The sequence below is a fragment of the Amycolatopsis sp. NPDC043885 genome (assembly GCF_056435685.1).
Map to the genome: position 1 here is coordinate 260,759 of NZ_JBWKEA010000005.1, position 23,709 is coordinate 284,467.

22 protein-coding genes are annotated in these 23,709 nt (G+C 67.2%); 10 read left to right on the forward strand and 12 right to left on the reverse strand.

The features are described from left to right. Positions 1-22: 22 nt before the first annotated feature. The 4 genes from AC069I_RS18650 to AC069I_RS18665 form a co-directional block, all read right to left on the reverse strand. A complete protein-coding gene (locus AC069I_RS18650; RefSeq protein ID WP_219152305.1) occupies positions 23-520 on the reverse strand; it encodes a single-stranded DNA-binding protein in 498 nt (165 codons plus the stop codon). Between the two features lie 399 nt (positions 521-919). Then, complete coding sequence (locus AC069I_RS18655; RefSeq protein WP_478265982.1) at positions 920-1,351, reverse strand: hypothetical protein; 432 nt, start codon at positions 1,349-1,351, stop codon at positions 920-922. Between the two features lie 127 nt (positions 1,352-1,478). Beyond that, a complete protein-coding gene (locus AC069I_RS18660; RefSeq protein WP_478265983.1) occupies positions 1,479-1,790 on the reverse strand; it encodes a hypothetical protein in 312 nt (103 codons plus the stop codon). A gap of 287 nt (positions 1,791-2,077) precedes the next feature. After that, positions 2,078-2,344, reverse strand: coding sequence for a hypothetical protein (locus AC069I_RS18665; protein WP_478265984.1), 267 nt, complete (start codon positions 2,342-2,344; stop codon positions 2,078-2,080). Between the two features lie 547 nt (positions 2,345-2,891). Between AC069I_RS18665 and AC069I_RS18670 the strand changes: the two genes are divergently transcribed. The 3 genes from AC069I_RS18670 (at position 2,892) to AC069I_RS18680 (ending at position 5,572) form a co-directional block, all read left to right on the forward strand. Continuing rightward, positions 2,892-3,299, forward strand: a complete 408-nt coding sequence (locus AC069I_RS18670) for a hypothetical protein (protein ID WP_478265985.1) — start codon at positions 2,892-2,894, stop codon at positions 3,297-3,299. A gap of 56 nt (positions 3,300-3,355) precedes the next feature. Further along, on the forward strand, positions 3,356-4,417 hold the full coding sequence (locus AC069I_RS18675; protein ID WP_478265986.1) for a hypothetical protein: 1,062 nt from the start codon (positions 3,356-3,358) through the stop codon (positions 4,415-4,417). 588 nt (positions 4,418-5,005) lie between these two features. Then, the gene (locus AC069I_RS18680) at positions 5,006-5,572 is read left to right on the forward strand and encodes a DUF6283 family protein (RefSeq protein WP_478265987.1); all 567 of its coding nucleotides are present in this window, start codon (positions 5,006-5,008) and stop codon (positions 5,570-5,572) included. Positions 5,573-5,765: 193 nt separating this feature from the next. Here the strand turns inward: AC069I_RS18680 and AC069I_RS18685 are convergent, their stop codons facing one another. Further along, positions 5,766-6,452: a GNAT family N-acetyltransferase gene (locus AC069I_RS18685; protein WP_478265988.1), complete on the reverse strand. Its 687-nt coding sequence runs from the start codon at positions 6,450-6,452 to the stop codon at positions 5,766-5,768. A 165-nt stretch (positions 6,453-6,617) separates the two neighbouring features. Here AC069I_RS18685 and AC069I_RS18690 point away from each other — a divergent pair, with 165 nt between their 5' ends. From AC069I_RS18690 to AC069I_RS18700, 3 genes are all read left to right on the forward strand, one after another. Beyond that, positions 6,618-6,977, forward strand: coding sequence for a hypothetical protein (locus AC069I_RS18690; RefSeq protein ID WP_478265989.1), 360 nt, complete (start codon positions 6,618-6,620; stop codon positions 6,975-6,977). A 143-nt stretch (positions 6,978-7,120) separates the two neighbouring features. Next, positions 7,121-7,750 (forward strand): hypothetical protein, encoded by a 630-nt coding sequence (locus AC069I_RS18695; protein WP_478265990.1) that lies wholly within the window; start codon positions 7,121-7,123, stop codon positions 7,748-7,750. 169 nt (positions 7,751-7,919) lie between these two features. Then, the gene (locus AC069I_RS18700) at positions 7,920-8,414 is read left to right on the forward strand and encodes a hypothetical protein (protein WP_478265991.1); all 495 of its coding nucleotides are present in this window, start codon (positions 7,920-7,922) and stop codon (positions 8,412-8,414) included. Between the two features lie 653 nt (positions 8,415-9,067). Here the strand turns inward: AC069I_RS18700 and AC069I_RS18705 are convergent. The 6 genes from AC069I_RS18705 to AC069I_RS18730 all read right to left on the reverse strand — a co-directional run bounded on the left by AC069I_RS18705 (position 9,068) and on the right by AC069I_RS18730 (position 19,118). Continuing rightward, entirely contained in the window at positions 9,068-10,462 is a 1,395-nt protein-coding gene (locus AC069I_RS18705; RefSeq protein WP_478265992.1) for a phospholipase D-like domain-containing protein, read from the reverse strand. Beyond that, positions 10,459-13,872, reverse strand: coding sequence for an AAA domain-containing protein (locus AC069I_RS18710; RefSeq protein ID WP_478265993.1), 3,414 nt, complete (start codon positions 13,870-13,872; stop codon positions 10,459-10,461). Before AC069I_RS18710 ends, AC069I_RS18705 begins: the two co-directional genes overlap by 4 nt. 214 nt (positions 13,873-14,086) lie before the next feature. Then, a complete protein-coding gene (locus tag AC069I_RS18715) occupies positions 14,087-14,737 on the reverse strand; it encodes a hypothetical protein (protein WP_478265994.1) in 651 nt (216 codons plus the stop codon). Positions 14,738-14,810: 73 nt separating this feature from the next. Beyond that, entirely contained in the window at positions 14,811-15,695 is an 885-nt protein-coding gene (locus AC069I_RS18720) for a hypothetical protein (RefSeq protein ID WP_478265995.1), read from the reverse strand. A gap of 308 nt (positions 15,696-16,003) precedes the next feature. Further along, positions 16,004-17,707, reverse strand: coding sequence for a hypothetical protein (locus AC069I_RS18725; RefSeq protein ID WP_478265996.1), 1,704 nt, complete (start codon positions 17,705-17,707; stop codon positions 16,004-16,006). Positions 17,708-18,485: 778 nt separating this feature from the next. Beyond that, the gene (locus AC069I_RS18730; RefSeq protein ID WP_478265997.1) at positions 18,486-19,118 is read right to left on the reverse strand and encodes a hypothetical protein; all 633 of its coding nucleotides are present in this window, start codon (positions 19,116-19,118) and stop codon (positions 18,486-18,488) included. A 745-nt stretch (positions 19,119-19,863) separates the two neighbouring features. On the opposite strand from AC069I_RS18730, the gene AC069I_RS18735 reads away from it, so the two are divergent. From AC069I_RS18735 to AC069I_RS18750, 4 genes are all read left to right on the forward strand, one after another. Continuing rightward, positions 19,864-20,397 carry a hypothetical protein gene (locus AC069I_RS18735; RefSeq protein WP_478265998.1) on the forward strand — a complete coding sequence of 178 codons (534 nt, stop codon included), beginning with the start codon at positions 19,864-19,866 and terminating at the stop codon, positions 20,395-20,397. A gap of 193 nt (positions 20,398-20,590) precedes the next feature. Further along, a complete protein-coding gene (locus AC069I_RS18740; protein WP_478265999.1) occupies positions 20,591-21,910 on the forward strand; it encodes a hypothetical protein in 1,320 nt (439 codons plus the stop codon). 130 nt (positions 21,911-22,040) lie between these two features. Next, positions 22,041-22,574 carry a hypothetical protein gene (locus AC069I_RS18745; protein WP_478266000.1) on the forward strand — a complete coding sequence of 178 codons (534 nt, stop codon included), beginning with the start codon at positions 22,041-22,043 and terminating at the stop codon, positions 22,572-22,574. Between the two features lie 19 nt (positions 22,575-22,593). Beyond that, positions 22,594-23,514: a hypothetical protein gene (locus AC069I_RS18750; protein ID WP_478266001.1), complete on the forward strand. Its 921-nt coding sequence runs from the start codon at positions 22,594-22,596 to the stop codon at positions 23,512-23,514. Positions 23,515-23,533: 19 nt separating this feature from the next. On the opposite strand, the gene AC069I_RS18755 is transcribed toward AC069I_RS18750, so the two are convergent. Next, positions 23,534-23,695, reverse strand: coding sequence for a hypothetical protein (locus AC069I_RS18755; protein ID WP_478266002.1), 162 nt, complete (start codon positions 23,693-23,695; stop codon positions 23,534-23,536). Between the last annotated feature and the right edge of the window lie 14 nt (positions 23,696-23,709).

Below are 23,709 nucleotides of genomic sequence, written 5' to 3' on the forward strand. Positions count from 1 at the left end.
TGGTGGGCCACCCCTGCGGATATCAGCCGACCGTGGTCGGGGTGCCGCCGAACGGCAGCTGCTCGTCGGCGACCGGGCTGGCCTGCATCGCCGGAACCTGGGCCTGCGCCGGAACCTGGGCCTGCAGGGACCGGTTCTGTGCCTCCGCGGCCTGCACGCGCTCGTGCAGACGTGCCTGGGTGGTCGACCGGGACTCGAGGAAGCCGACGTCCTGGGACTCCACCTTCAGGGTGAAGACGTCCTTGCCGTCCTTCTGGTACTTGTCCATACGCAGCGTGTAGCCGACGGACACCAGGTCACCCTTGTGGATGTGGCTGTAGATACCCAGACCCTGGACCTGCGCACGGATGAAGGCTTCCATGGGGATCCCGTCGGAACCGCGCTCGTTCTGACCGTTGGTGTAGTTGCGATCGGCGTAGACGGTGAACAGGACCTTCCTGGATCCGTCCGGATTGGTGAAGACCTTCGGGTCGGCTCCGAGTCGGCCGATGATGGTTCCGTGGTTACGGGGGTTCGACATGGTGTTGTCTCCTCTGCGCGGATGACGCGCGAACACACTGGTCCGCACGCGAATGTGTGGTGAACACGTGATGAGTGGCTGCTGGCCGACGTACGGACCGTCCTCGAACGGCCAACGTCCGTCGTTCCGGCTCCCGAATCAGCTCCGCTGATCGAGTGCCTGTCAGAGTGCCGTCCGGATCAACTTCGTTGATCCATGTTCTTCTGGCATGTCCATACCTGGATCAGCTGTGCTGATCAGGCTCTGCACCCACCTCAGCCGGGCCGGCCTGACGAAGACGTCGCCGGAGATGCCGGCAGGTTGAGTCGTGGCGTCGGAAGCCGCCTCGTTCCCACCGAGGAGGCCGCCTGTCGACGGTGCACGTGGCCCTGGTTTCTGTGCGGTCGAACACGCCATTCGTCATGACGCGTCATGGACTTCCAGGTTATACGCCTGTTCGAAGAGGGCCCCCGCGCCAGTGAGCGGCGTCGACGCTGCGAGGTCGATGATCGCCCGGTGGACAGCGCCGCTCCAGGTGGCCGGATCGGCGGGTGTGAGCTCGCCGTTGCGATGAGCGCCGATGACGGAAATGATCCATGCCCACCACCTGTTCGCGGATCGACCTTGCGGGTGCTGCGCGAGCAGCACAGCGAGATCGAGGATGCGGAGGTGCGTGACTCGGCGCGGCTCGCTGGCCCGTCGCTTGCAATCGTCGCAACCGTCCACCGCTCGCGTGGTGGGCCTCCAGGTGGTCTGCTGGCTCACGTCATCGTGTGACAAGCAGCCAGGATATTCATCGTCGACGCCCGGAGTGTGGACGGTGCCGTCCGCCCCCTCGAGATTTCGTCGCACGCGATTCACGGTCACTGAGGTCTGGTCCTTTCTCACATGTGCCGATCGCGGGCAGTCATGCAGTGGTGGTGTCGTTGGGGCACGGGCGGGCCGGTCGCAGCGACTGGGTATTACGCAGCGTTTGCTGTCAGAGTGTCACCTTGGCCTCGTAGGCTGTCGAGCGGAACTGCCCGACCCTCAGCGTGAGCACGCGCGTCACCAGGCCTTGGGCTTCGAGGCTCGCGGTCAAACCTGCGTGTTCTGACCAGTCCTTGATGAACACGTTTCCCGGCTCGGGCACGAGACCGTACTGCTCCAGACTCATCGAGATGCGCTCATCGCCGTCCTGTGTCTCAAGAACCAGGTATCTGCGATCGTCGTCGTGCCTGAGTTCTCCGGTGCGTTCCAGCGTGCCGAACCTGACGGTGACCCCGCTCTTGGCGGTTCCGGGCTGAGTCATGACTTTCTCGCTCTCGTGTGAGGCCAGAAGGGCCTGGATGGGGCCGCCGGCCCGCCGTGGCATTGTGCGGACTGCGACATCACACGCACGAAGGACGTGCGTCTGATGCGCTCCGGCTGCATCGCGCGGCGGGCCGGGGCTGTCTGAAGCGCGCCTCTGGTCCCTGAGGTGTCTTCTCTTGGTCGCTCCAGGGACAGGGGCAAGTACCGTGTCACGGCTGTGGTCCCGTTGCGACGTCTCTCCATGGGCCGTGCCGGGCGCCGTAGGTGTGTTCGTGCCTCGGTCCGTCAGCGAATCACGTGCCCGCACGCGAGCCAGACGACGAGGCGAGGCCAGTGTGGTTCGTGCGCTCCCCGCGGATCGCGTTCTTCAGGAGTACGACCGAGGACGTCTCGGGGCATGCCGATTTCGCCTGTGTCGTCGGAGAGGCAGTTCTCGCACCAATCCTGTTCCGGCAGGTGACGAACGATGGCGTCGAGCTCATCGGGTGCGGGAAGCTCGGCCAGCACCGGCCCACTTCTCATGACGTCCGGGGCGTGATCGAGAATGGTCATGACGGAGACCCCTCTGGTTGGGTGGGCACCGCCGCCGACGCGACCAGTCGTGGTCGACTGGCCGCCGCCAGACTGTCGCGCACGCGACAGTGATCCTGTCGTGATTTCCTCCGGATCAACTCCGTTGATCCACCCGCCAGCCCACGGACATCCCCAGCCCGTGCGCCCACCGAGCACGGCGCCCCGCAGCGGTTTCCGCCCAGGACTGCGCAGAGGCCGTGCTGTCGTCATCTACGGCACCATCAGAGGTTGCTGAGATGAACGCCCTGTCCCTTGTGGATAGTCGTGCTACACGCAAGGCCCGGTGTGATGACACCGGGCCTTCTTGGTTCTGGCTCGCGTAACGTCGCGCGGGCGGGTGGCCCCGGCGAGGGGGTAGGGCCGGGGCCACCGTCGCACTGGCCGTGAGACCACGCACCACAAACCCTACACGTTCATTGCCTGCAATCGCAATGCTATCAAGTCGCTGTGATAGATAGATACAGCGACGACACGATAGCGATAGACTGTGCTTAGTTGCCACGCGATGACGCTTCGGAGGTGCGTAGTGACAGCGACGCAGATACCGCCGAACTCTGCTGGACGGTCCGCGAGCCGCGCACCCGCCGTGCCGGACACATCCGCCCAGGGAGGCCGGGACCGCCGTGTTCGGGTTGTCGCCCGGCTACCGCCGGAGGTCAAACGGCGGGCGGAGTACTGGGCATCTAAACGCGGCTTCTCCTCGGTCAACGAGTATGTTGCCGAGGCGGTGTCGGAGCAGATCCGGCGCGAGAACTTTGACTACGATCTGCCGACCCTGGAGATCGCGCGACTCAACGAGTTGACCGATCACATCACAGCTCTTTCTACCAACTGCGCGAACCTCGAGCGCGTGGTGTTGTCCGGGTTCGACACTCTCATCCAGCTCACACGCGGTGACAACTATCTGCTCGATGACGAGAGCGGGGAGTCGTGACCCGCGACTCGAGCGGCCCCCTGGGGCGTACGCCGTCGACCGACGAACTTCTGGACGTGGACACGTCGTTCCTCGACGCGTATCGGCGCGGCGGCACCGAGGAGCTCGAGCGGATGCGCGCCCAACCTCAGAGGCCTGGCACTCTCATGGTTGTCGGCACGGGCTCAGACGGCAGTAGCCGAGACCTGGGCACCGGCGGCGGCTCGGATCGCGCGGCAGGGCTAGGAGCGTCCGACCTGCTCCACAAGTCACAACGCCATGGTGATGGCGGCAACGCTGACGTTGTAGGCACGGGGACACTTGGTAGCACGGATAAGGGCACGGCGCCGGACTTCACCGCGTTCGGCGCTTCGCTCTCGCTTCGTCCGGATGACACAGCTCTCGCTCCCCCTCCGCGTTCCGACGAGGCCTTGCCGCCGCCCGAACCTCGTCGGGTACCGGATTCGACCAAGGCGGCGTCTCTCCAGTACACCGACCACCAAGATGCCGTGCAGAACGGTACGACGTCGACGAAGGGAGGCACAACAGGTTCGGATGAGAACGCGACGCTCCCTCAGTCCGGTTTCAGACTGTCCGGGGTCAAGAGCCAGCCGTCTGTCCGGGCTTTGCCCAGCGTCGTCGTGAGCACACTCCGGGAGCACTTGCGATCAGCCGCGGTCCGGGAGCTCGGGGCCACCGACCGAGTGGCCCGCGCCTTCACCGAGCGGCTCAGTCAAGCGAGCCTGGTGACGGCGTTTCTGCTGGCTCAGCTGGATCTCCGGCTTGACGTGGACGCCGCCACTCGGGCAGCGGCGGAGCTGTTCCGCTCGCACGATCCACTGTTGGGTGCGGTCGCGGCCCGCCTCGGCACGCTTGAAGAGCTCGAAGTCGAGCGGGCCACACGGTGGGGCGACATACGGGCCGAACTCGGCGAGCTACGCCAGATCATCTCGGTGGTGGAGCAGACATCGGCGTACCTGATCGCTGATCGCACGGAGAACTTCCTGCGAGGATCCCACGACCTCCGCGACGCACCGATAACCCACGGTTCCGCGATCTTCGTTCGCGACAAAGCACGCGAGGCAGTGAAGGAGCAGACCCGTCTCGAGCGAGAGCGGAAAGGACGACCGATCCGTTGAATTCGAGCTTCGCAACGAGCAATCACGGTCCCCTCCTATGTGTCCACAAGGACGCAGGCATCTCCACTACTTGCGGAACGTTCCCTCTGCGTCACGCAGCTAAATAGGTCGCTATCGCTCACCGCACGAGACCGTGAGCGCGCTCCCGACACGATTCCGGCTGTTCCCGCGGTCGTTCTCGTGGACGAGCCTGCGGTAACCAATCCGTCCGCTGCTCAGGGCATCGTGCTGTGGCGTCCGGCAGTGTACGACCGCGTCCAAGTCATGCTCGCTCATCCGCTGGATCTACCTACGACCGGACCCGAGTTCAATGGTGCTTCACCGTTACTCCGTCTCAGAGCGCCACACATAACCATCGGAAGCCGCGCCGGCAGACTGTGGCCCAATATCGAAATCTGATTCCTCGGTCCATCGCATCCTTGGACAGCCAGCGATGGCGCCCCGTGCGGAATCGCGCCTCGGGGTGAGACGAGCTCCATCTCGCAGGCGCCGTGTCAAGGCAGTGTCCGGTACACAAGTACGCTGGTCTCCCGTCGTACTCGATCGACGAGGGTCGGCAGGGCGTTGCTCCGGGAGGTGCTTGCGCGGATGTCCTCCGCAGCTGACGACGTTCCTGTTGTTGCCGCACGCAAGGGTGAGCTCGGGCCGCCTGCAGCGGCGCCGTGCCGGACGTGCCCGTATCGGCGTGATGTGCCCTCCGGGGTCTGGGACATCACCGAGTACGAGAAACTGCCCCGCTACGACCAGGACACCGGACTTCAGCCGACCGCCGTGTTCCAATGTCACCTCACCGACGAGGACAAACACCCGACGAGGCGTCGTCGCGCCGGCGGGACGGAGGGCGGGATCGCCCGGATCTGTGCCGGCTGGGCCGGCTGTCACGACGGCGACACCCTGCTCAGCCTCCGCGTAGCAGTACAGAGTGGCGTCATCAGCCTCGAGACCGCCGAACGCACGCGCGCCTACGACTCGCCCGTCCCGTTGTGGGAATCCGGGGCCGCGGCGGCCGCGCATGGTGTCGGCGCGATCCTGGACCCGCCCGAAGACGCCCGCCGCGCCATCGACAAACTCGTCCGCGTGTACGGCAAGACCAGCCCTCAGGACACCGCGGCCGACGCCGCCGCACCCACACCGGACCGCCAGCCCCCGTTGTAGCGCTGAAACGCGACAAGCCCTGGTGCACCAACGCATCCAGCGGGGCAGGGCTGGGTCTCCTAGTAGGCCGTCGCCCTCGCATGCCCGGTTCTTGGGGCACGGCGATCGGGAGCAGCTCCGGCAGAAACGCCGGTCTCCCGACGAACTCCAGCCGTTGCCGCTGCACCGCCAGGATTGCGGCGTCGGTGGCCGATTACGGCAGCGTGGTCGGGTCCAGGCGGAGTCCTCGCAGGCCTCGGACTACTGCGTGTCCGGGCGCTTTGATCGCGAGCCGCCACCGGTTTTCGTGCGCGGGTCCGGCGTTGATGCTCGTCGCTCCGGCCGGGGTATCGATGAGGCAGCTCTCTCCGGTGTCGGCGACGCGATAGCCGCGGTGGCGGTACCACCGCAGGACCGGCATGTCCCCCGCGTCGACCTTCGCGACGAAGACCCGCACACCCTGATCCCCGAGGTATCGCTGGGCATGATCCAGCAACGCGGTTCCCGCTCCGCTGCCACGGAAGCCCGCGTCGACAGCCAAGATCTCGATCTCGGCAACGGACCTGGCAAGCCATGCCCTCTGTTCGCTGTGGTGCGACAGGACGAAATCCACCGGCGTGCACGCATACAACACGCCCACCAGGCGATCGTCCGCCAGCGCGCCGAAACACCAGCCCCCGCACCCAGGCAGTCCGGGGAACTCGATCCGCCCGCCAGTCTGGTCGAGAGCCGCTTGCAGCGCCCCGCCTTCCGCGGGCGCGGGCACTGCCGTCCCGGCCGCGATCGCCAGCGCGGCTGCTCCCTCACCGGCGCGAAGCAACCGCACTCGCACGTCCGGCCTCTGTGCGCGGACGTCGAGCGACGAACGCTGGTGAGGATCACGGTGAGGGATGGGGGACATAGCGGGCTCCGATCGTTCCTGGCGAGGCTAACGTGTCCCCCGTCGAACCGGATCGACGTCTCCCTCCGCAACTCGCCTTGCGTGCGACGTGCACGAACGCAGCCCATCCGGGCGTGGCCGCCGCGGCGCGAAGTCTGGTCCGCCCGTCGCAGTACCCTTGCCCGCATGGTGGCAGCTGACCAGCCGGACGATCCCGCAGGCGAACTGAAACACCTGCTGGCGGTCCGAACGGAACGTTTCGCGACAGAACAGGCGGTCGAACGCCTGCGCCAGGGGATCAAACTCGGGCACAGCGACCAGATCGCCGCCGGCGTGAACGCCGCGATCGAGTCGGTGCATCACCTCGCCGCCTTGGCCGCCCCGCGCGACGACACGACGTCCGCGCGACTGCGCGCCCAGCTGCGCGAGTGCCAGAACTCCTTCCAACGCGCACACCTGCAGGGCGACACCGACGGCGTCATCGGTCGGGGCGAGCAGGTCGGCGACGCGATCATGACCTACGCGATCCACCTGACCAACCTCTAACCGCGGAACCCGCGCACGCACACACACCGCGCCAAACACCACAGCCGGACTCGACACACGCATCGACACCCCCGGAAGCCGGTTCGCCACAACGATGCGCGGCCCGTGCCCCTGGCACTCGCCAATCCAGCAGGAGGCCACCGATGCCTGACCCACAGCTTCAGCCCCACCACTGCGCGGAACCGTCGAACGAACCGCCCGACGACCTCGGCATCCCCGTCATTCTCGAGGTCGTCGCCCTGGCCACGCACCTGATCGACCGCGGCGTCACGCTGACCACGGAGCAACTCGCAGTGGCGCTGTACCGGGTGCCCGGCGATGACATGCCGGTCCTGCTCGACGCCCTGCACCGGCACCAGCTCGTCCTCGACCACGCGCTGAGTGGCTTCGTCGGGCTCGCCTGGTCGCACGCCGAGCGCCCCGACCAGGCACTCCCCCGCGACCGCTGGCGGGCGCTGTTCACCGTCGCCGGCTATACAGAGGACGGGCACCGGGTCCCGCGCCCAACCCTGCCGTTGCGGTTGTACCGGGGATCGGTCGCCGACCGCCGCGATGGCTGGTCCTGGACCGAATCCCGCCACGTGGCCCGCACCTACGCCGCCGGGGGCTTCGGCGGCCGCCTCCCCGGCGCCATCTGGACACCCCTCGTCGACCCCGAACGCCTGCAGGCCTGCAACACTGACCGCGACGAAGCCGAGTACGTCATTGACACAGCGGAGCTCGCCATCAGCCCGCTCTCCGGCGGCACCGTCCTCCTGGGCTCCACCGCCTGAGAACCCGCACGTCCCGCCCCTTGAAATGACGCGTGCCGAGCCGGCGCGAACAGCAGTGCTCAACCGGCACCTCGGGCACGGGTCGGAGAGCACGTCGAGGCCGTGGTGGCGAATCGTCTGGCAGCGAGGTGCCCATGGGGTTGCCGCGACCATACGAGAAGATGGCGGCGTGCCCATCGCAGAACCCAAAAAGGAACTGCTGACCTGGCTGCGCCGTGTCAGCGACCTCCTGCCCCCGCCGGACCATTTCAAGTATCCGAACACCGAAGCCCTGCTGATGTCACTCGGTCGGTGGTTCACCCCAGCACCACTTCCCGCCGGGCGTACCCGGGGCCCGCTGCGTGCGTGTTTCACCAACGCCACCGACCACAGCAAACGCCACGACCTGGCGTATGTGGAAGGGTTCGCGCTCGCCGACACGGGACTCGTGACACCCCACGCCTGGTGCGCACACCCCGACGGCACCGTCGAGGACCCGACCTGGAACGACGCTGGACGCGCCTACCTCGGCATCGCGTTCACACCGGACTACCTCGCCGAATTCGAAGCCCGCCGCGGGACCGTCACCGTGCTCTTCGACCAGCACCTCGACGACATGCGGCTTCTGCGCGAAGGCCTGCCGGAGATCGCGTTCGCCAACACCGGCGTCCCACAGCGCACGTGAGAGCGGTGCTGGGCTGGCCCCGGCCACCGTCGCGTAGTCCAGCAACGGCGGACAGACGAGACGAACCTGGGAGGGACGCAACGTCACGGGCGTCGCCAGCGCGGCGGGAATCGGTGGTGATCGACACGATCACGCAGCATGAACTCACGCCGGCGCCAAGGCCAACGCCGTAGGACATGGCTAAGGAGCTCCTGAATTGAGCCCCGCGCAACGAACCCAGCAAGGGAAAACATCCTCGAAACCGGGCCGCGGAACCGATTGTCGTGTAGCACGCCCGCAGAATCACCCGATCGAGCGTTGGTTTGCGCTCCTGCGCGGCATCTGGATGGTCAGCCGACGCCAGCGTCACCGTCCTGACAACCAGAGCCACGCATGGAAGCTGGATCTGCACACGGGTCGAACGCCACCGCCAACCAGCCCGGCTGTTCGCGCGGTGCGCCACCCGTTTTCATGGTCTGCACCAGTCCCCCAGCATGGTGCCGGTCATCGGCACCATGCTCGACCAGGACCATCGTGTGCTGACTGGTCTCGGCAGGCGCACCGACGCGCCCTCCGGATGATGTACGGGTAGTTGTGGACCTCCATCCTTGACCCGGCAACGGTGCCCAGCGGGTATGTCTCGCGCTGTCCAGGCAGGAGAGGGAGCGTATCCGCTAGTCAGCGACGGCCCGGTAGTGCGCATAGCGATCATTGACGATCTGGGCGGAGCGGATCAGGGTTCCTTCTTCGCGGTGAAGGGTGGTACTACCGCGGTGGGACAGCCAGTCGAAGCTGGTGTTGATCCAGGTGTCGTCGAAGATCAGCACGTGGTGCTGGGGCTCGGCGAGCTGGGTGAGGGTCAGGTTGCCGAACCTGCCGGCCAGCCGGGTGAGGCGGTCTTTCGCGGTGGTGTCGGTCTTGCCTGGTCCGTAGGCGATGGTCGCGGCGAGGCCTCTGCGGCGCAGCATGTTCTCGACATTGGCGATGAGGTCGTCGGTGACGACGGCGTCGTGCAGGCGTGGTGCGACGAGCAGAAAACGTCGCCGGGCTTGATCAAGCGCATGATCGAGCAGTTCGGGGTGTTCGAACGAGGGCACCGCTCGGACCGTGAGTGCGGCCAGTTCCGCGCGTGCAGTCACACTGTCGTCGTTCGCCGTCGTGTCGGCCTCGCCGTTGATGAGCGGTATGTCGGCGCGGCGTTGCATGCCTCGGACGGTGTCGTAGGGGACGCGTTGGGCAAGCAGGTCCGGCGGGAGCTCCGGTTCTCCGATCGAGAGAACGATGGTGAGGCGGAGCGCGCCTGTCCCGCCGGCTTTCAGCAGGGCCTGGGAATGTGGCGTGCTGTTGAGGTCGTCGACAACGACAGTGAGGCGGGTGTCGTCGAAGTCGGTGGCACGGAACACCAGCAGCACCACCGGGAGCCAGCGGCGCGGCTGGCGGGTGATGGTCTCGACCGAGAGGACTTCCAGTACATCCGGGCCGGCGCCGCGGCGGCGATCGCCGCCGGCGTCGCCCATCAGCCGGTTGAGCGCCCGGGGCGTCACGTCGAAGGTCGCGACATCCGAGGTACGGCTGGAGGGCAGCAGCACCATGCCCCGAGTTTTCGCTTCGTTCAGGCTCACCAGATCGGAATTCGGGTGTGTACTGGGAGCCCAGGCGAGTCGGTCGAAGCCCCACCCGAGGTCGGCCCGGGTCGGGGCTGTGGTCTCCAAGGTGGTCACGGTGCGGACACCGTCTTGAGTCAGTGCGATCATCTGCTCGGGCAGATGACCGGGTCGCTGGATCGGCCGGTAGTCGATGTTCTCCTGCGACAGCTGCCCGGCGACCGAGACTTGAACCACTTCCTCGTCGACTCCGAGGACGGCGGCGATCTCGCGAATGGTGTTCACTTTCTGCTGGCACAGGCGCAGCACGAACTCGTCCACCACCGGCAAGGTCCGACGTTCCTGGACCAGCAGGTCCAGACCGAGCCAAGAGAACGGGATCGCCGCGTCGACAGCGTCGACGAGGTCGTAGCCGGGGTGCATTTCGCTGTAGCGGCGAGCGGCGATAATCGTGGGGTCGGTCATGCTCGGGCCGTTTCGATCCGGCAAACACCGCGGTGTTTGCGCATATGCGTGAGAACTTTCTGCAGTGGGCCGGTCGTTTTCTCGCAGAACGGGGCGTCACCGACGATCACCAGCCCGAACCGGGACCGCGACAGTGCCACGTTGATCCGCCGCCAGTACGGGCCGCCGAGGAACCCGAGCGCTCCGGAGTCGTTGCTGCGCACCACGGAGTAGAAGGTGGTGTCGGCTTCCCGCCCCTGCACGGCGTCGACGGTGTTGACCTCGATCTCCATCCGCGTCGACCCGTGCCCGGCCAGCGCGGTGGTGAGCTCGTCCATCTGCTTGCGGTACCCGGTCAGCACGAGCACCCGCAGGGGCCCGCCGCCCGCCGGTCGGATCGTTCCGTCGTCCAGGGCGCGGCCCAGCTCGGTGAGAGCGCGGGAGATCACCCGGACCTCGTACTGGTTCGACACTGTCGTCCCGGTCCGTCGTTCCCGGCGGCCCGGACCCGCTCGCCCGGTGTCGAGCCAGGTGACCGGCGCGTACAGGCGGTCCCAGCCCTCCAGTTTCGGGGACACGGCCGAGGTGAGGGTGCCGCCGTAGAAACACGCGGACACCAGGTCACCGATCGCGGGGTGCATCCGGTATTGCTGGGTCAGCTGGAGGCGGGTGGTGGCCGGTGCCTGGTCGAGCAGGTCCTGGAAGAGGCTGCGTTCCACATCGGAGCGCTCCAGGTCGAACCGCGTCATCAGTTCGGGGCGGTCGAGGACCTCTTCCTGCATCGGTGGTAGCTGGTTCGGGTCACCCACGAGTACCCACCGCTTCGACCTCGACAGCGGGACCAAGGTTTCGGTGGCGGTCGCCTTCGACGCCTCGTCCACAATGCACAGATCGAACTCAAGGTCCCGCACCGCCGGATGGGACAGGAACCCGAGACAGGTGCCGGCCACGACACGGGCCTTGCGCAGTAGGACCGCCTCCAGGTCCTTACTGGACTCGATGCGCTGGAACCACTCTGCCTGCAAGGTCAGGATGCCTACCAGCTTCCGCAGATTTGCGTCAGCGCCACTGACAGAATCGACCACAGAACGCACGGCCACCGCAGTCAGATCCTCGTACCCGGCGGGTAGAGCGTCGAGTACGTCACCGAGCTGGTCGCGCGCGCGCTCGCGCAGCTCGGTGATCCGCGTCGCCAGCCACCGCATGCGGTCGTTCAGCGCCGCCGTCCTCGAGGTCCCGTCCGCGTCCAGCTCCCCCGTGCCCGAGCCACCCGCCAGGCCTTGCGCTGCCGCGTGCGCGGCGGCGCGGTCGTCCAAGGCCGCTGCCAGCTCCATCAGGGCGACCACACCGTGGCAGCGGGCGAGGTCCACGCCCTCCGCCTTGGCGCGGTGCGCGAGGTGCGCTTCGCCGCGTTCACGGATTTCTCGCACCCAGGTCGGCATGCGGTGATCGAGCAGGTGCGGGCGGGCCTGCTCGGCGATGCGCTCGTCGTCGATCTTTCCCAGCCGCACCAGGTCGCCGACACTGGCGTCGGCGAGGCGGACGAGGGCGTTGTCCACCGCGACGTGAGTCTGGCTGACCAGCAGTATCCGGGCCTCGGGGTCGCGGTGCAGCAGCTGGCGCACGAGCTCGGTGATGAAGCCGGTCTTCCCCGTCCCGGGCGGGCCTTCGAGCAGGAAGAAGTCGGGGCTGCCCAGCGCCCGTGTCACGGCGGTGCGCTTGTCGCCGTCCAGCTGCTTGTTGAACCACTCCATCGCCGGTATCGGCGCTGGAATGCCGATCTGGGTCGGGTCGACCAGCAGCTGCCGCAACCCGGGACGCACGGCGAGCTCGGCGCGGACGTTGACCACCGCGTCGCGCTGCCGGTCCAGGGCCGCCTTGCTCGCCCCGATGTCCAGGACCAGTTCGCCGGTGTGCGGAAGGTTGCCCGGCTGGTGCCGATAGGTGAGGGTCACGGTCCGGCCTTGCTGCGCGACCACCATTCCCGCGCCGCCGAACACTTCGCGCCGCCCGGAACCACCCGGCGAGTCCAGTCGGCACACCCGCTCCTCCCCCACGACGTCGGTGTCGGGTTCGTCGGTGAGGGTGAACCGCACCCGGCGATTCCGGACCTCCGCCGAGCGGTAATGCAGGATGCCGGACCGGGTACGTTCCAGGGTTTCCTTCGCCCGGATCAGGTCCGCCCACTTGTCGAACAGCCGATTCTCGTGTTGGATCTGCTGCTCCGCGGCTTGCCGAAGGTAATGCTCGTCCAGCGCGGCCAGGATCATTTCCTGGGTCTTCGCCGCCGGCCTTACCGGCTGCGGCAGTGTGGTCCACCGGACCTGCTCGACGACCTCCCACCCGCCGCGCCGGATTCCCTCCAGCACACCACCAGCCTGCGCGAAGATGCCCGTGACGACGAACGCGGGCCGCCCCGGGAGCACGACCAGCCGAAACCGGCGCCGCTGCCCGACCAGATCCAGCGTGTCGGGCATCTGCTCCCCGGAACCGGGATCGACCACCCGCGCCAGATGCGCGCCGCGTGACAGGTCCTCGACCAGGGCTCGTTCGACGACTTCGGCGTCACGGTCCAACGGCGCGGTGACCAGACCACGGGCCGCGGTGCCCCGCAGTTCCAGCTGCGCGGCGCGCGCGGTCACCCACTTGCGGCGCCGCTGCTGCTGGATTTCCGCGAGGTCCCGCCGCAACGCGATGGCGTTGACCGGGCGCAGTGCACGGTCCGCCGCGGTGCAGCGCCGCAGCACCTTCATCACCTCGGGGTGCACGTCGATCTCGCCGAACGCGTTCTCGATGTGCTCCCATTCGGTGAACGGCCCGCCGTAGAGGCACTTCAACGCCGTCGCGGCGAAACCCCACGCGTCGCGGCTGGCCCTGCCCATCCCGTCCGCTTCCGGTGGCGCGTAAGGCTTCGACACGAACTCCGCCACCGTCGCCTCGGCCCGGATCTGGCTGCGGATCTTGCTGATCCCGAAATCAGCCAGCAGCGGCGCACCGTCCTCGCCGACCAGGATGTTGCCCGGCTTCACATCCCGGTGCACCACGTCGCGCTCATGCGCGTACGCCAGGGCGTCCAGCAACGGAAGACCCCACTGATCCGCGAAATCGTCCCACCCAAGCTCATCCGCGGGCGGAAGCACACCCTGAAGGTCTCGCTCCACCCACGGGAACACCAGGAAGAACGCGTCCTCGCCCTGGTCCTCCCCGTGATCGAGCAACGACACGATGTTCGGATGCTCCAGCCGACCGAGCGCGTCGACCTCACGACGGAAGAACACCCGATGCGTGTCGTCGGCATCGCCCCGCGCCAGCAGCTTCAACGCCACCTGGCGGCCATCGGCTGCCACGTCCGTGGCCTTCACAACCCGCGCCGCACCACCCGAACGTTCTTCCTGCGGAAGAAAAACGTACCGGCCAGCCACCGTTCGCATCACGCGGTCCTCCCCGTAACTCCGGTCCGCGAGCCTACCCGCGACCCCCGACGGCAACGGGCATCCGCACAGGCCACGGCGAGCCGCGCCGGGAATCCCACGACCACCGGAAGTACTCCAACCCTGCCCACCGGCCCGGGTGCTGGATTACCCGGCGGGTGCAGGGCGGAGCCGACGCCGGGCTGGAGACTGGCGGCGCTCACAACGAGCCCTATTAGCTGTGGCTCGTCGCCGGTTTCCCGATCACCAGCGTGGCGGTCTTGCCCGGCCAGCCACCCGGCCACTCCTCCTCCGAGCGCGGGCGCCAGAGCTCCCACCAGCGCATGCGGAGCTTCCTCGCGAAGCCGAGATCGCGCCGCGCGGCCAGGACGAAGTCCTTCTGGGCTTCGCCGAGCCTGAGCATCCACCGGCTCGTGTAGGCGATCTGCGTGTCACGCTCGGCGGCCTTCCTCGCGGTAGGCAGCGCATCGAACAGTTCCCCCAGGACCGCGGTGATCTCCTCTGCCGCGGCACGCGGCTCCGGGTTGCCGACCAGCCGGACCTCCGACAGCGCCGCCAGGTACGCCGACATCGCCGCGCGCGCGTCCGCGACCTGGTGGATCGCCGTCGTGGTGTGCCGCCACGGGAACGGCTCCCAGCGCTGCATCGTCATGGCGATCACGCCGAGATGGGAGTGCCACGTGATCAGGTCGCCGGTCGCGACCATCAGGCCCAGGTAGGCGTCACGTCGCTTGTCCTTGCTCTTCACCCCTTTGCCCTGCCCGGGCGGCATGATGGAGAAAATGGCCCGCGCGGTCTTCAACCCGGTGGCGATCCCGCCGCCGACCTTCGAAACCTCGTCCAGGGGCAAGCCGAACACGTTCATCGGCATATCCAAGCTCACTGCGACGGTTGAGATCGCTAGGGGCGCGTCGTGTGGCGCCCCGTGCAGCTCGCCGCTACCCGGCCATCCGGCTTGTCCGGCGAAGAACGAACGCGATCAGCGACACGAGCCGGACGAAAAGATAGTCCCTTAAGTGGTCGTCAGGTAGTTGCTGGACGTCACTCTCGTGGTGTCGAATGGCGAATTGATTACCTACCTGCGTCAGCGCAAGGAACTCCGCCTCCACCACGGCACGAAGTTGCGGCGATGACGGCACCGCCTCGTCGAGCAGCCTCGTGACCGACTGCTTCTTCGTGCCCTGCCCCGCCAGTTCGAGCGTTTTGAGCCGCTCGAACGCATCCCACAGCTTCTCCAGGGCGTCCTGCCGGTCGGCCGGACGCCGAGAGAGGAACCGTGACACTGCGTCGATCAGCTTGTCGTTGAGAACCGCGTCACCGGTATCCGGCTGAAACTCGGCCACCAAGGGCCGCGCCTCGACCGGCGCCAGCCGGGTGACGACCTGGTCGTCTCCGATCGTGAACGCGATCCCGTTCCGGGCGAAGAGAAGATCCACATCCGTGGCGAACTGTTCCTGACCGAGGTTTAGTGCGGGGCTGCCCGCGTCGAAACCCACGGGCTCGTCAAAGAAATAGTGCGAGTGGCGGAAGAATTCATGTGACGTTCGGCGGGTCGGTTGATCGATGTGGCGCATCACGAAGTCGACGATGTCCAGCGCCATAGTCGTGTCGACCGCGGTCACCGTGTCGAGAGGCTGTTCCGGCAAGTCCGGTATGTGCGCGTCCAGCGAGTCGAAGAACGCCACCTCGTCAGTGCCCGTGATCGAATCGCCGTCCGGGCAGTCGCGCACAGGGAAGTCCCGCGCAAGCGAACCATCCCCCAGCCGCCGACGGACCAGCACAATCAGCCCCTTCCACGCCTTCGGGGAGATGTCCTCGAGCACACGCGGAACCGCCGGTCCAGCGCGGTCGGAGTAGAAAGGGCTGTGAGTCACCGCAGCAGTCTCGCACTCGGCAGGTTGATGCGGCACTGGACTTTGCCGACCGGGGTGACTCCGTGGAGCGGTGTCCCCGCTCGGCTACCGTGCTGCGCCGACCACGCCCGGCTGCTCCGAAACAGGCCACGAGACCCGCACACCTGGGAACGGCCGCCACCTCATTCCAGATCCTGGCCACGCTGTTCACGTCCGCACATGGCGGACGTGAACAGCGTCGACATCGCGGACCGAGCCGGTAGACCAGTGCGAACTCTCTACGCGGCCGGGCGTCCCTCGATGCTCCTGTGCAAGGCGCTCGGCACGTGTACCAACCGCAGTACGGCGGTCCCGTAATGCAGTTCGGTGTGGTCGACGGACCGCTTCACCTGGCATCCGGCGATCCCGTGTACCGGATCTGTCAGAGCCTGGATCAGGTCTTCTTCGTAGGGGTAGGCGTTCCATTCCAGTGTCCAGTGATCGTGGGATCCCCAGAGTTTGCGGTTCATGTCACCGGGCCTTCCGAGCCGTGGTGTCCGGCCGAGCGGGTCGTGCCACCACGATCCGACCGCCCACGTGCCTGCGGGGTCCCGGGCCTCCAGCCGCACGAGCAGGCCGGCGAGCAACTTCGTCATGTCCGGTGTGCGCGGAGGGAGGCTCGCCAGGGCGACCAACTCGTCCTGCTGGAGCGGAGCTGTGGTGGCGGGCCAGTGATCAGTGCGCCAGCCGTGGTCGTGCCGCGGCGCAGCGCATGGAGGCGTCTCGAAGTCGCTGGTGATGGTCATTCGTCCGCCCGTCGGCGCATGAATCAGGTGGAAGGCGCTCCCGGTGGGCCGGCATTCCAGCCGCAACCCAGGGAGCCCGACGTCTTCGCTGGTGCGGAGGAGCCAGTTGGTGAGGTTGTCGGACGCGTTCGTGTGGATCACGAGTTCGTCGGCGCGGGGTGACACGGTCATGGAGTAGGCGGTGACGGTGTGCACGTCGCGCCATCCGGGCGGCGCGGCGTGGGGGCCCTTGTTGAAGATGTGGAGCGCCAGCAGCGCCCTGAGTTCCCGTTGCGGACCGGTACACCCGTCGATGCCGGGGTCCTTGGGTGTGATGCCGCGCTCGGCGACGTCGACGTCCTCACCGAGGTAGGCGGCCCGGTCCGCGGCCCTGCGCTGGTGGTCCCGCTTGCCGGCGGCTGCGGCGCTCCGTGCGAACACGACCCTGTTCGCGCCAACCAACTGCTGCGGGATCGTTTCCACACCGGAAATCCGGCACGCGGGGTGCGTGAGCACCGTGGCGACGTCCGCGCTGCTGGGGCCGCCGCTCCACCGAACCTGGAGGTCGTCCGTGCTCGTCCGGACGTCGCTCCAGTCCGCGTCCTTCCACAGGGCATACCGCCGCAGGATCGCGCTCATCACGCCAGCGCGCTGGTCCGGCCTCGCTCGGAGCGCCTCGATCTCGGCCGGGTGCCCTCGGCGACGGACATCGCGCCAGATCCGCACCTCCGGGTCCTGGTGGTCACTCAGGTACTCCTGAACCTCGTTCCAGCGCTTGCGCGTGACGCCCCGCAAGCGAGCGGACGCCACCGGCCACGTCCCCAGCACACGGAGATCGAGGTGATTCCCGCCGGGCTCGGGCCTCAGGCCGGGCACGCCGGACAGGTCTTGGAGCCACAGATTCGGCAGCGCGGCGGAGAGGAACCCTTCCAGGGCACCGTCGGCGATCCTCAGAACGATCCGGTCCGGGAAGGGGCGCACCATCTCGATCACGACAGCGGGATCGTCCGCGTGGTCCCGAAAGAAAGGGAACCAATTCTCGGCTTCTCCGATCGCGAGCAGCAGGCTTGCTTCCAGCCTCGTTTGCTGTGGTGTGGCCGCGGCGGGGAAGCGTCCCCAACCCCGGCGGAAATCGCTGCTGATTTCACGAAGCCATTCACCAGTACAGCGACGGCGTTCGTGCATCCATTCCGGATACGACGGCACGTTCTGCGGCATGGGACATCCTCCGTCGACGTTTCCCGGTCAACGTCGATGTGAGGGGCTACCCAACGACACCGAACTCTGGATCTCATGAAACCGCGGTGACACCCTGTGCGGTGACTCGGGGAGGCACGCACTCCACACCGGGACCGGGAGGCACCTCGCTGGCTGCCGCGACAGCCACGCGCACAGTAGCAAGCACCTTCGTGATACCGAAAATTACCCTCCTCAGCCGATCGGAGGGGAGCATCCGCCGCCCAAGGGCGTCAGGCACGATGACGGCATGACCTCAACGACGCTGGACCGGGTGATCGGCTCGGCGCCCTGGTTGACCAGATGGCGCCGCTGGGTGAGCCGGCAGACGCCGTCGTCGTAGCGGAGGGTCGCATCGTCGTGGTCGACTACCAAACTGCCTCCCCTGACCGCGGGTCCGGAAGCTGCGGGGCCGGCGGCCAGGTTTGGCCGTCCGGTTGGCGTCGTAGTCGCGCCAGGCCGCGATCAGCGCGCCGCCGGAGCACAGCGCCTTCTCCGCGTGCACGGCGAACTGCTCGGAGGGGTTCTCCGAACCGGAGAGCACCTTCGACACGTATGAGCGGTCGTAGCCCATATTCTTGGTCAGCGCGGCGCGGGAGAAGCCGCGGACGTCGCGTCAGCGTTCGGGCTCGAGGGCGAACCCGACCGGCCCAGTGCCGCGCTTCCATGACCGATCACCGCTGTGCGCCACGCGGTGGAGACGACAGCGGAGCCCGACAAGGCCGTTACGGGCTGGAGGCCTGCAGCGCAGCACGTTGATCTATCGGTCACCGACCGGTTTCCTGAGATCGTCGTCAAACTTCCGGTACTCCGCGTTGGTGAAGTCACGGTGCTTCTCGCCAACCTCCGCTACGCGGTAATCGCGGAATTTCTCCGCGCAGCTGGATCCTCGCCGTAGGTTCAGGCGCGCCGGAGGGCCGCAGAGTTCGAGACTGATCGACAGAAGAGCATCGACTTCGCGCAAGGCTTTGCGCAGTGAGGACCAATCGGGATCGCCGACAAGATCTTCGACCGGGCGCTTGAGCGCGTAGTGCGCACCTGTGACCGAACTGTTCAGTGCCCGGCCAGCAGAACTTCGGTACTCCAGGGCGAACAGTTCTTCAGCACAGTGCTCGGCCGTGGCCAGCTTGTTGCAGAGCTCCTCGAGACGCGCCTTCACTCGGTCGGCCTCCCGATCGGCCGGATCCTGGTCATGTTCGAGCAGGCGGAAACTCGCATCGTTCAGCATCATGAAGATCTGCACCTCTAGCCCGCGCCGGGACTTCGCGGTACTGACGATCCGATCCTTCCGCGCTTCCAACCGGGGCTTCGCCGCGTACTCGATCACGAGAGTCACACACGCCGCAGTTGCCGCGCTGATCAAAGCTGTCTGAAGGCCCAGTGGTAACGACATCCGCCTTCCCTACCACTCGTCAGGCGAACAAGCATGGCTCCCCCATCTATCGTGAGTGCCACGAGGCCACCCCACACGAGACGGCCTGCGGCGAGACGGAACAAGGGACTCGTCAGCGTGCACGGGCAGCGTCGCAGATCGACCAGCTCTCATCCGGCCAGCCGTATTTGTCGGTCGGTGGCCGATGTCATGATCGACCCACCCCGAGACGTCCTCGGGGTGGGTGGGTACCCCAACTGGGCGGCGTCACCGATGTCGACGTCGCCCAGTCCCCTACTGCATGCCGTAGCCGAGGACACCCCCGCCGAAGCGGACCCGCAGATACACACCTCCACGACCGGCCGCGGTCAATCGGCGTCTGATCGGCAAGATCGCAACGTGACGAGAAAGCCGCCTGTGTCGGGCTGGCACAGGCGGTACCACACCTGCTCTTGGTGGCACCAAGCCGCAGCGAGGGCCTCGTTCCGCCGGCACGCTGGCCGCCGGTGCGAACCCGCCGCCGTGACCGCGTTCCTGATGGGGACGGCTGCCCGCGGTCGACGCCGCGACGAGTCGAGGTGAAACACGACCGCTGCATCCACCTGCTCTTCTGACATCACCGTCACAGCCAGTATCGGGTGTCCGCCGCGGTGCGGCAGGCATGCCGACGAAGACGCCAGGGGCGCCGACCGTGGCGACACAGGTGCGGACGTGAGCGGGAGATATGGCCGGATCGGCGATACTGGCACAGGACACAATCACGACCATGCCCGACGATCACCCCGCCACCCCGCTCGCCACGCACCGGCTGACCACCGTTCCCGCCTACCGGCTGGTCACCCTCAGCGATCAAGACGCCGACGCGGATCCCGGATCCGTCAGCCTTCTCGAGGAGGCCGCCCGGAACATCGTCGCCTCCGACGGCTCCACCCTCACCATCAGCATCGTCCAAGACCTACTTCCCGTCGGCCTCACCGTCACCGTCGTGAACGCCGCCCCGCACGCGGCAGCCGCGAGCGTTACCCCGCTACGCCTGGAATGCCCCAGCGGGCAACTCACGCTCGGCTCCCCCACCGGCAGCGTCATCGGCATCGACGTCGAACCAGGAACCTACTCCGTCACCGTCGAACACCAAGGCCGCGACGCCGCCGCCGCGCGCCATCAGGAAATCCTGCACCAGACCACATCAGTCGACGACATCGAAGCAGCGGTCGACAGCACTCCCCTGACCGAGCAATACACGATCACGATGTGGCGCACAGGCGACATCGACGACCGCCGCCGCGCCGAACGCTCCTAAAGTCATGTCGCGGTGTCGCCGGACAATGTCCGGGTTCTTCAACCGACGCACCAGGCACTGACTAGGCCCGCCTCCTCCTGCGCGCTATGGTCCGATGGTGGGAACGGGTCGCAGCTCCGAAGGCACGGCCGGTACCACGACGTGGTTGGTCGGTGTGCAGGGCTCTGCAGCGGCTCGCGAGCCGCTCAGGTTGATGCGGCACGCGGCTCGGCCTGGCCTGCCCGCTCTTCCCTACGCGCATATCGCCGCTGACGAACAACAGGCATCGTTGCGCGAGGTCGAAGGCGCGACGATTCTCTACGTTCCAGGTGGTGTCGTGTCCTGGAATCGCGGGCCGCGACTGCCGTTGTGTGAGCGGGTCCCTCTGCTCTTCCGGCACCGCCCCGATATCTCCATCATCGCCGCCGCCCTCGATGACCGGCGGTGCTGGGCACAGCTGCGCGGCACCGCCCCGGTGGTGTTCGCGCTCCCGCCGGACTCGACCGTCGACCCGCTGCTTCTGGCGTCGATCCTGTACTTCCACAGCATCTCGTCAGGTCGGACATGGATGCCACACCGGCTTCTCGGGACCACTCTAGATGTCCTGGTGGACGGAGGAACCGTCCCCGTCACGGTGGAAAGCCCGGCCCCCGCAGATGAACAACCACCTGATCTGCTCGCACCACGCCCGACCGTTCCCCAGCGCCGACGGGACACACCCCGACCATCGTGGTCCGACGCCGTCGACCAGGCAGCCGCCCAGACACGCGGCCATCCGCTGGCCAAGCCCGTCAAGGTCGGCTCTTTCCCGCTGTGGCCCCTGGCCGTGTACGCGACCGGGATCGAAATCGGTCAGTACGCCAGCACGGTCACTCTCGAACAACTTCGCTACCGTCTCGGCGAAGCCTGGCATGCCGAGGACTGGCTCCTGGCGGTGTCCCGGTGTCTGCGCTGGCTCGTCGTGCAACTCCGCCACGCCGGCCACAGCGCCGTCCTACCGTCCCCGGAGAGCAGGCCCCTGGGCGGTCCCCTCGACGCCCTGAAGATCGCCGCGGACATAGCGTTGAACCGTCTCCACCGAGTCACCTCACCGCAGCACGATGACCCTGTCCTGGCCGCATGGACCGAACTGACCCGCCCCGTCGTCGATATCAACCCCGCTGACGAGGGCAGCGACGGCCTTGTCTGGCCCACGACCTACCGGTGGAGCGACCACGCGCACACCGCCTGGACCGCCATGGTCGAACGGGTCGATTCCTTGCTGATCGCGCACCACGGCGGGCTTCTCCCTGGAACACGAGTGCGAATACGGGCCCCGCACGAACCCACCACGAGTGGCACCGGTGCGGACACGGCGATGGGCGCGTCCGCCCTAGCGGTGATTCGTGCACCGCTGTGGACCTTCGACCACGACGACCGTCGTGTTGTCGCAGGCCGTCCGCAGCGCTACTTCCTCACACACGCCTCGCGGTTCGAGAAGTCGGCCCCCGTCGACGTTAGTCGCCTGGTTGTTGCCTCCTCTGGCACTGCCTGACGCAGCGAACACCCGTCGCACGATGTTGGAGTTGTCTCTGGTGGCCACCACGATGCCGGACTACGTCGGCTCCGACCTCACCCGTGCCCTTGGCCGTAGGTACTCCCGAGTTCGGCCTCGATCTGTCACAGTGATCGGCATGATCGCATCGGCACCCGACCTGTCCGATGCCGAGCTGAAAACCCTGGCCGACAGGCTCGGCAAGGCCGTCAGCTGCGGCGAGCTCGCCCGCGAGACCGCGATCGGTGAGTTGCTCGACCAGGCCGATGGCGGGCTAACCCCTGTCGGCGCGGCCGAGATGATCGACCACTGGAATCTCGACCTGCCCGACTATCGAGAGGCGTTCGAGGACCTCGTTGGTCCAGTCGATGCTTTCGTGGCGTTGTCTCCCGACGAGCGGTTCGAACATGCACGGCGGCTACTGCTGATCAGCCTGATCTCCGGTGACATCGAGGACCTGGGCCAGGATGTGGCCGCCGGACGTCGAACCCGAGACGACGCGATCATCGTCCTGCTGAACAACGGGGACACCGCGCTCGGTGCCGAGGACGCTGGACAGCTTGTCGACGACTGGGCCGCTGTCGGGATCCGCCACTCCCGGGCGCTGCGGTTCCTGGTCCGCCTCCTGCCCGCCTCCGCCTCTGGCACCGGTCCAGCCGCCTAGCCCGCCCTAGACTCGGCTCATGACCACCAGCACTGTGCCGTCGTGGGCTGACGCCGTGGCCGCCGCCGACGCGATGACGGCCTGGCACCGGCGCGACACCAGGAAACGGGAGGTCGACGTGCCCGTCGAGACTGGCGTGCTGCTCGCCCTCGCGTTATGGCGTGTCGCCGCCGATACCGGTGTGGCCATCGCTGACACGGTGCTGGGCAGGCCGGTCGTGAGTTACCTCCGGGACCCGCAGGCGCTGTTGGCTGGGTCTTTCCCGCCGGACGCGCCCGCACTTGGGGAGCTCGACCCCACCGATCCCGCGCTGGAGACCGCGGAGTGGGTCATGACTTGCAATTTCAGGGAGCACGACCCCGGCCAGGGGCTCGGAGTCACCGATGACGGTCTCCCGGACGTCGGCCTCACAGTCGGGGAACGGCTCGCCGAAATCGACCAGGACCCTGACGGCCAGCCGCCGCTGCCCGCCACCACGAAATTGGACGACCAGGCCCAGGCGGTCCTGGCGGAGCTCGCCCATCAGCGATGGATCCCCACCGACACCGAACGCCGGATCGCGGACACCGCGGTGCTCGCGCTGAAGACAGGCCCCGCGGAACCGACCGCCTTCGACCGGTCGTGGCTGGCCCGCCTACGGCGGCTGGCGCAGGGCCGCGACCTGGTGCGCGACCTGGCCGAGCGGTATCGATCAAAGGTCTCGCCGCAGCTGAGCGACCTGCTGGCCGCGACCGCCGACCTGCTCGACGTCGTCACCGACCCCCTGCCGGAACTGGACTCCGCGTGGTCCGCCCGGCCCGCGCGGCAACGCCTTCCTTCCTGGGAACGGCTCCATGTGTCGCTGGAGACACGGGCCCGGATCACCGAGGCCGAGCGCACCGCCGGTTTCACCGGCGTCACGCTAGTGGCCGTCTGCACCGGCGAGATCGGCCAATGGTGATGTCCCGGGACGTCAGGAATCAGGCGGGCTTCCTCCAGTAGAAGTTGTGGCGAACCAAACCTCGGTCGACGACCGCGTTGGCACTCACCAGCTCCCAGCCCGCGGCAGCCAGCTCGTTCATGTGCTGGTCGATGTCGGTAGCGCTTGATTTGCTGTGGTGGTAGATCCAGCGTTGGGTCACGACTCCCTTATAGC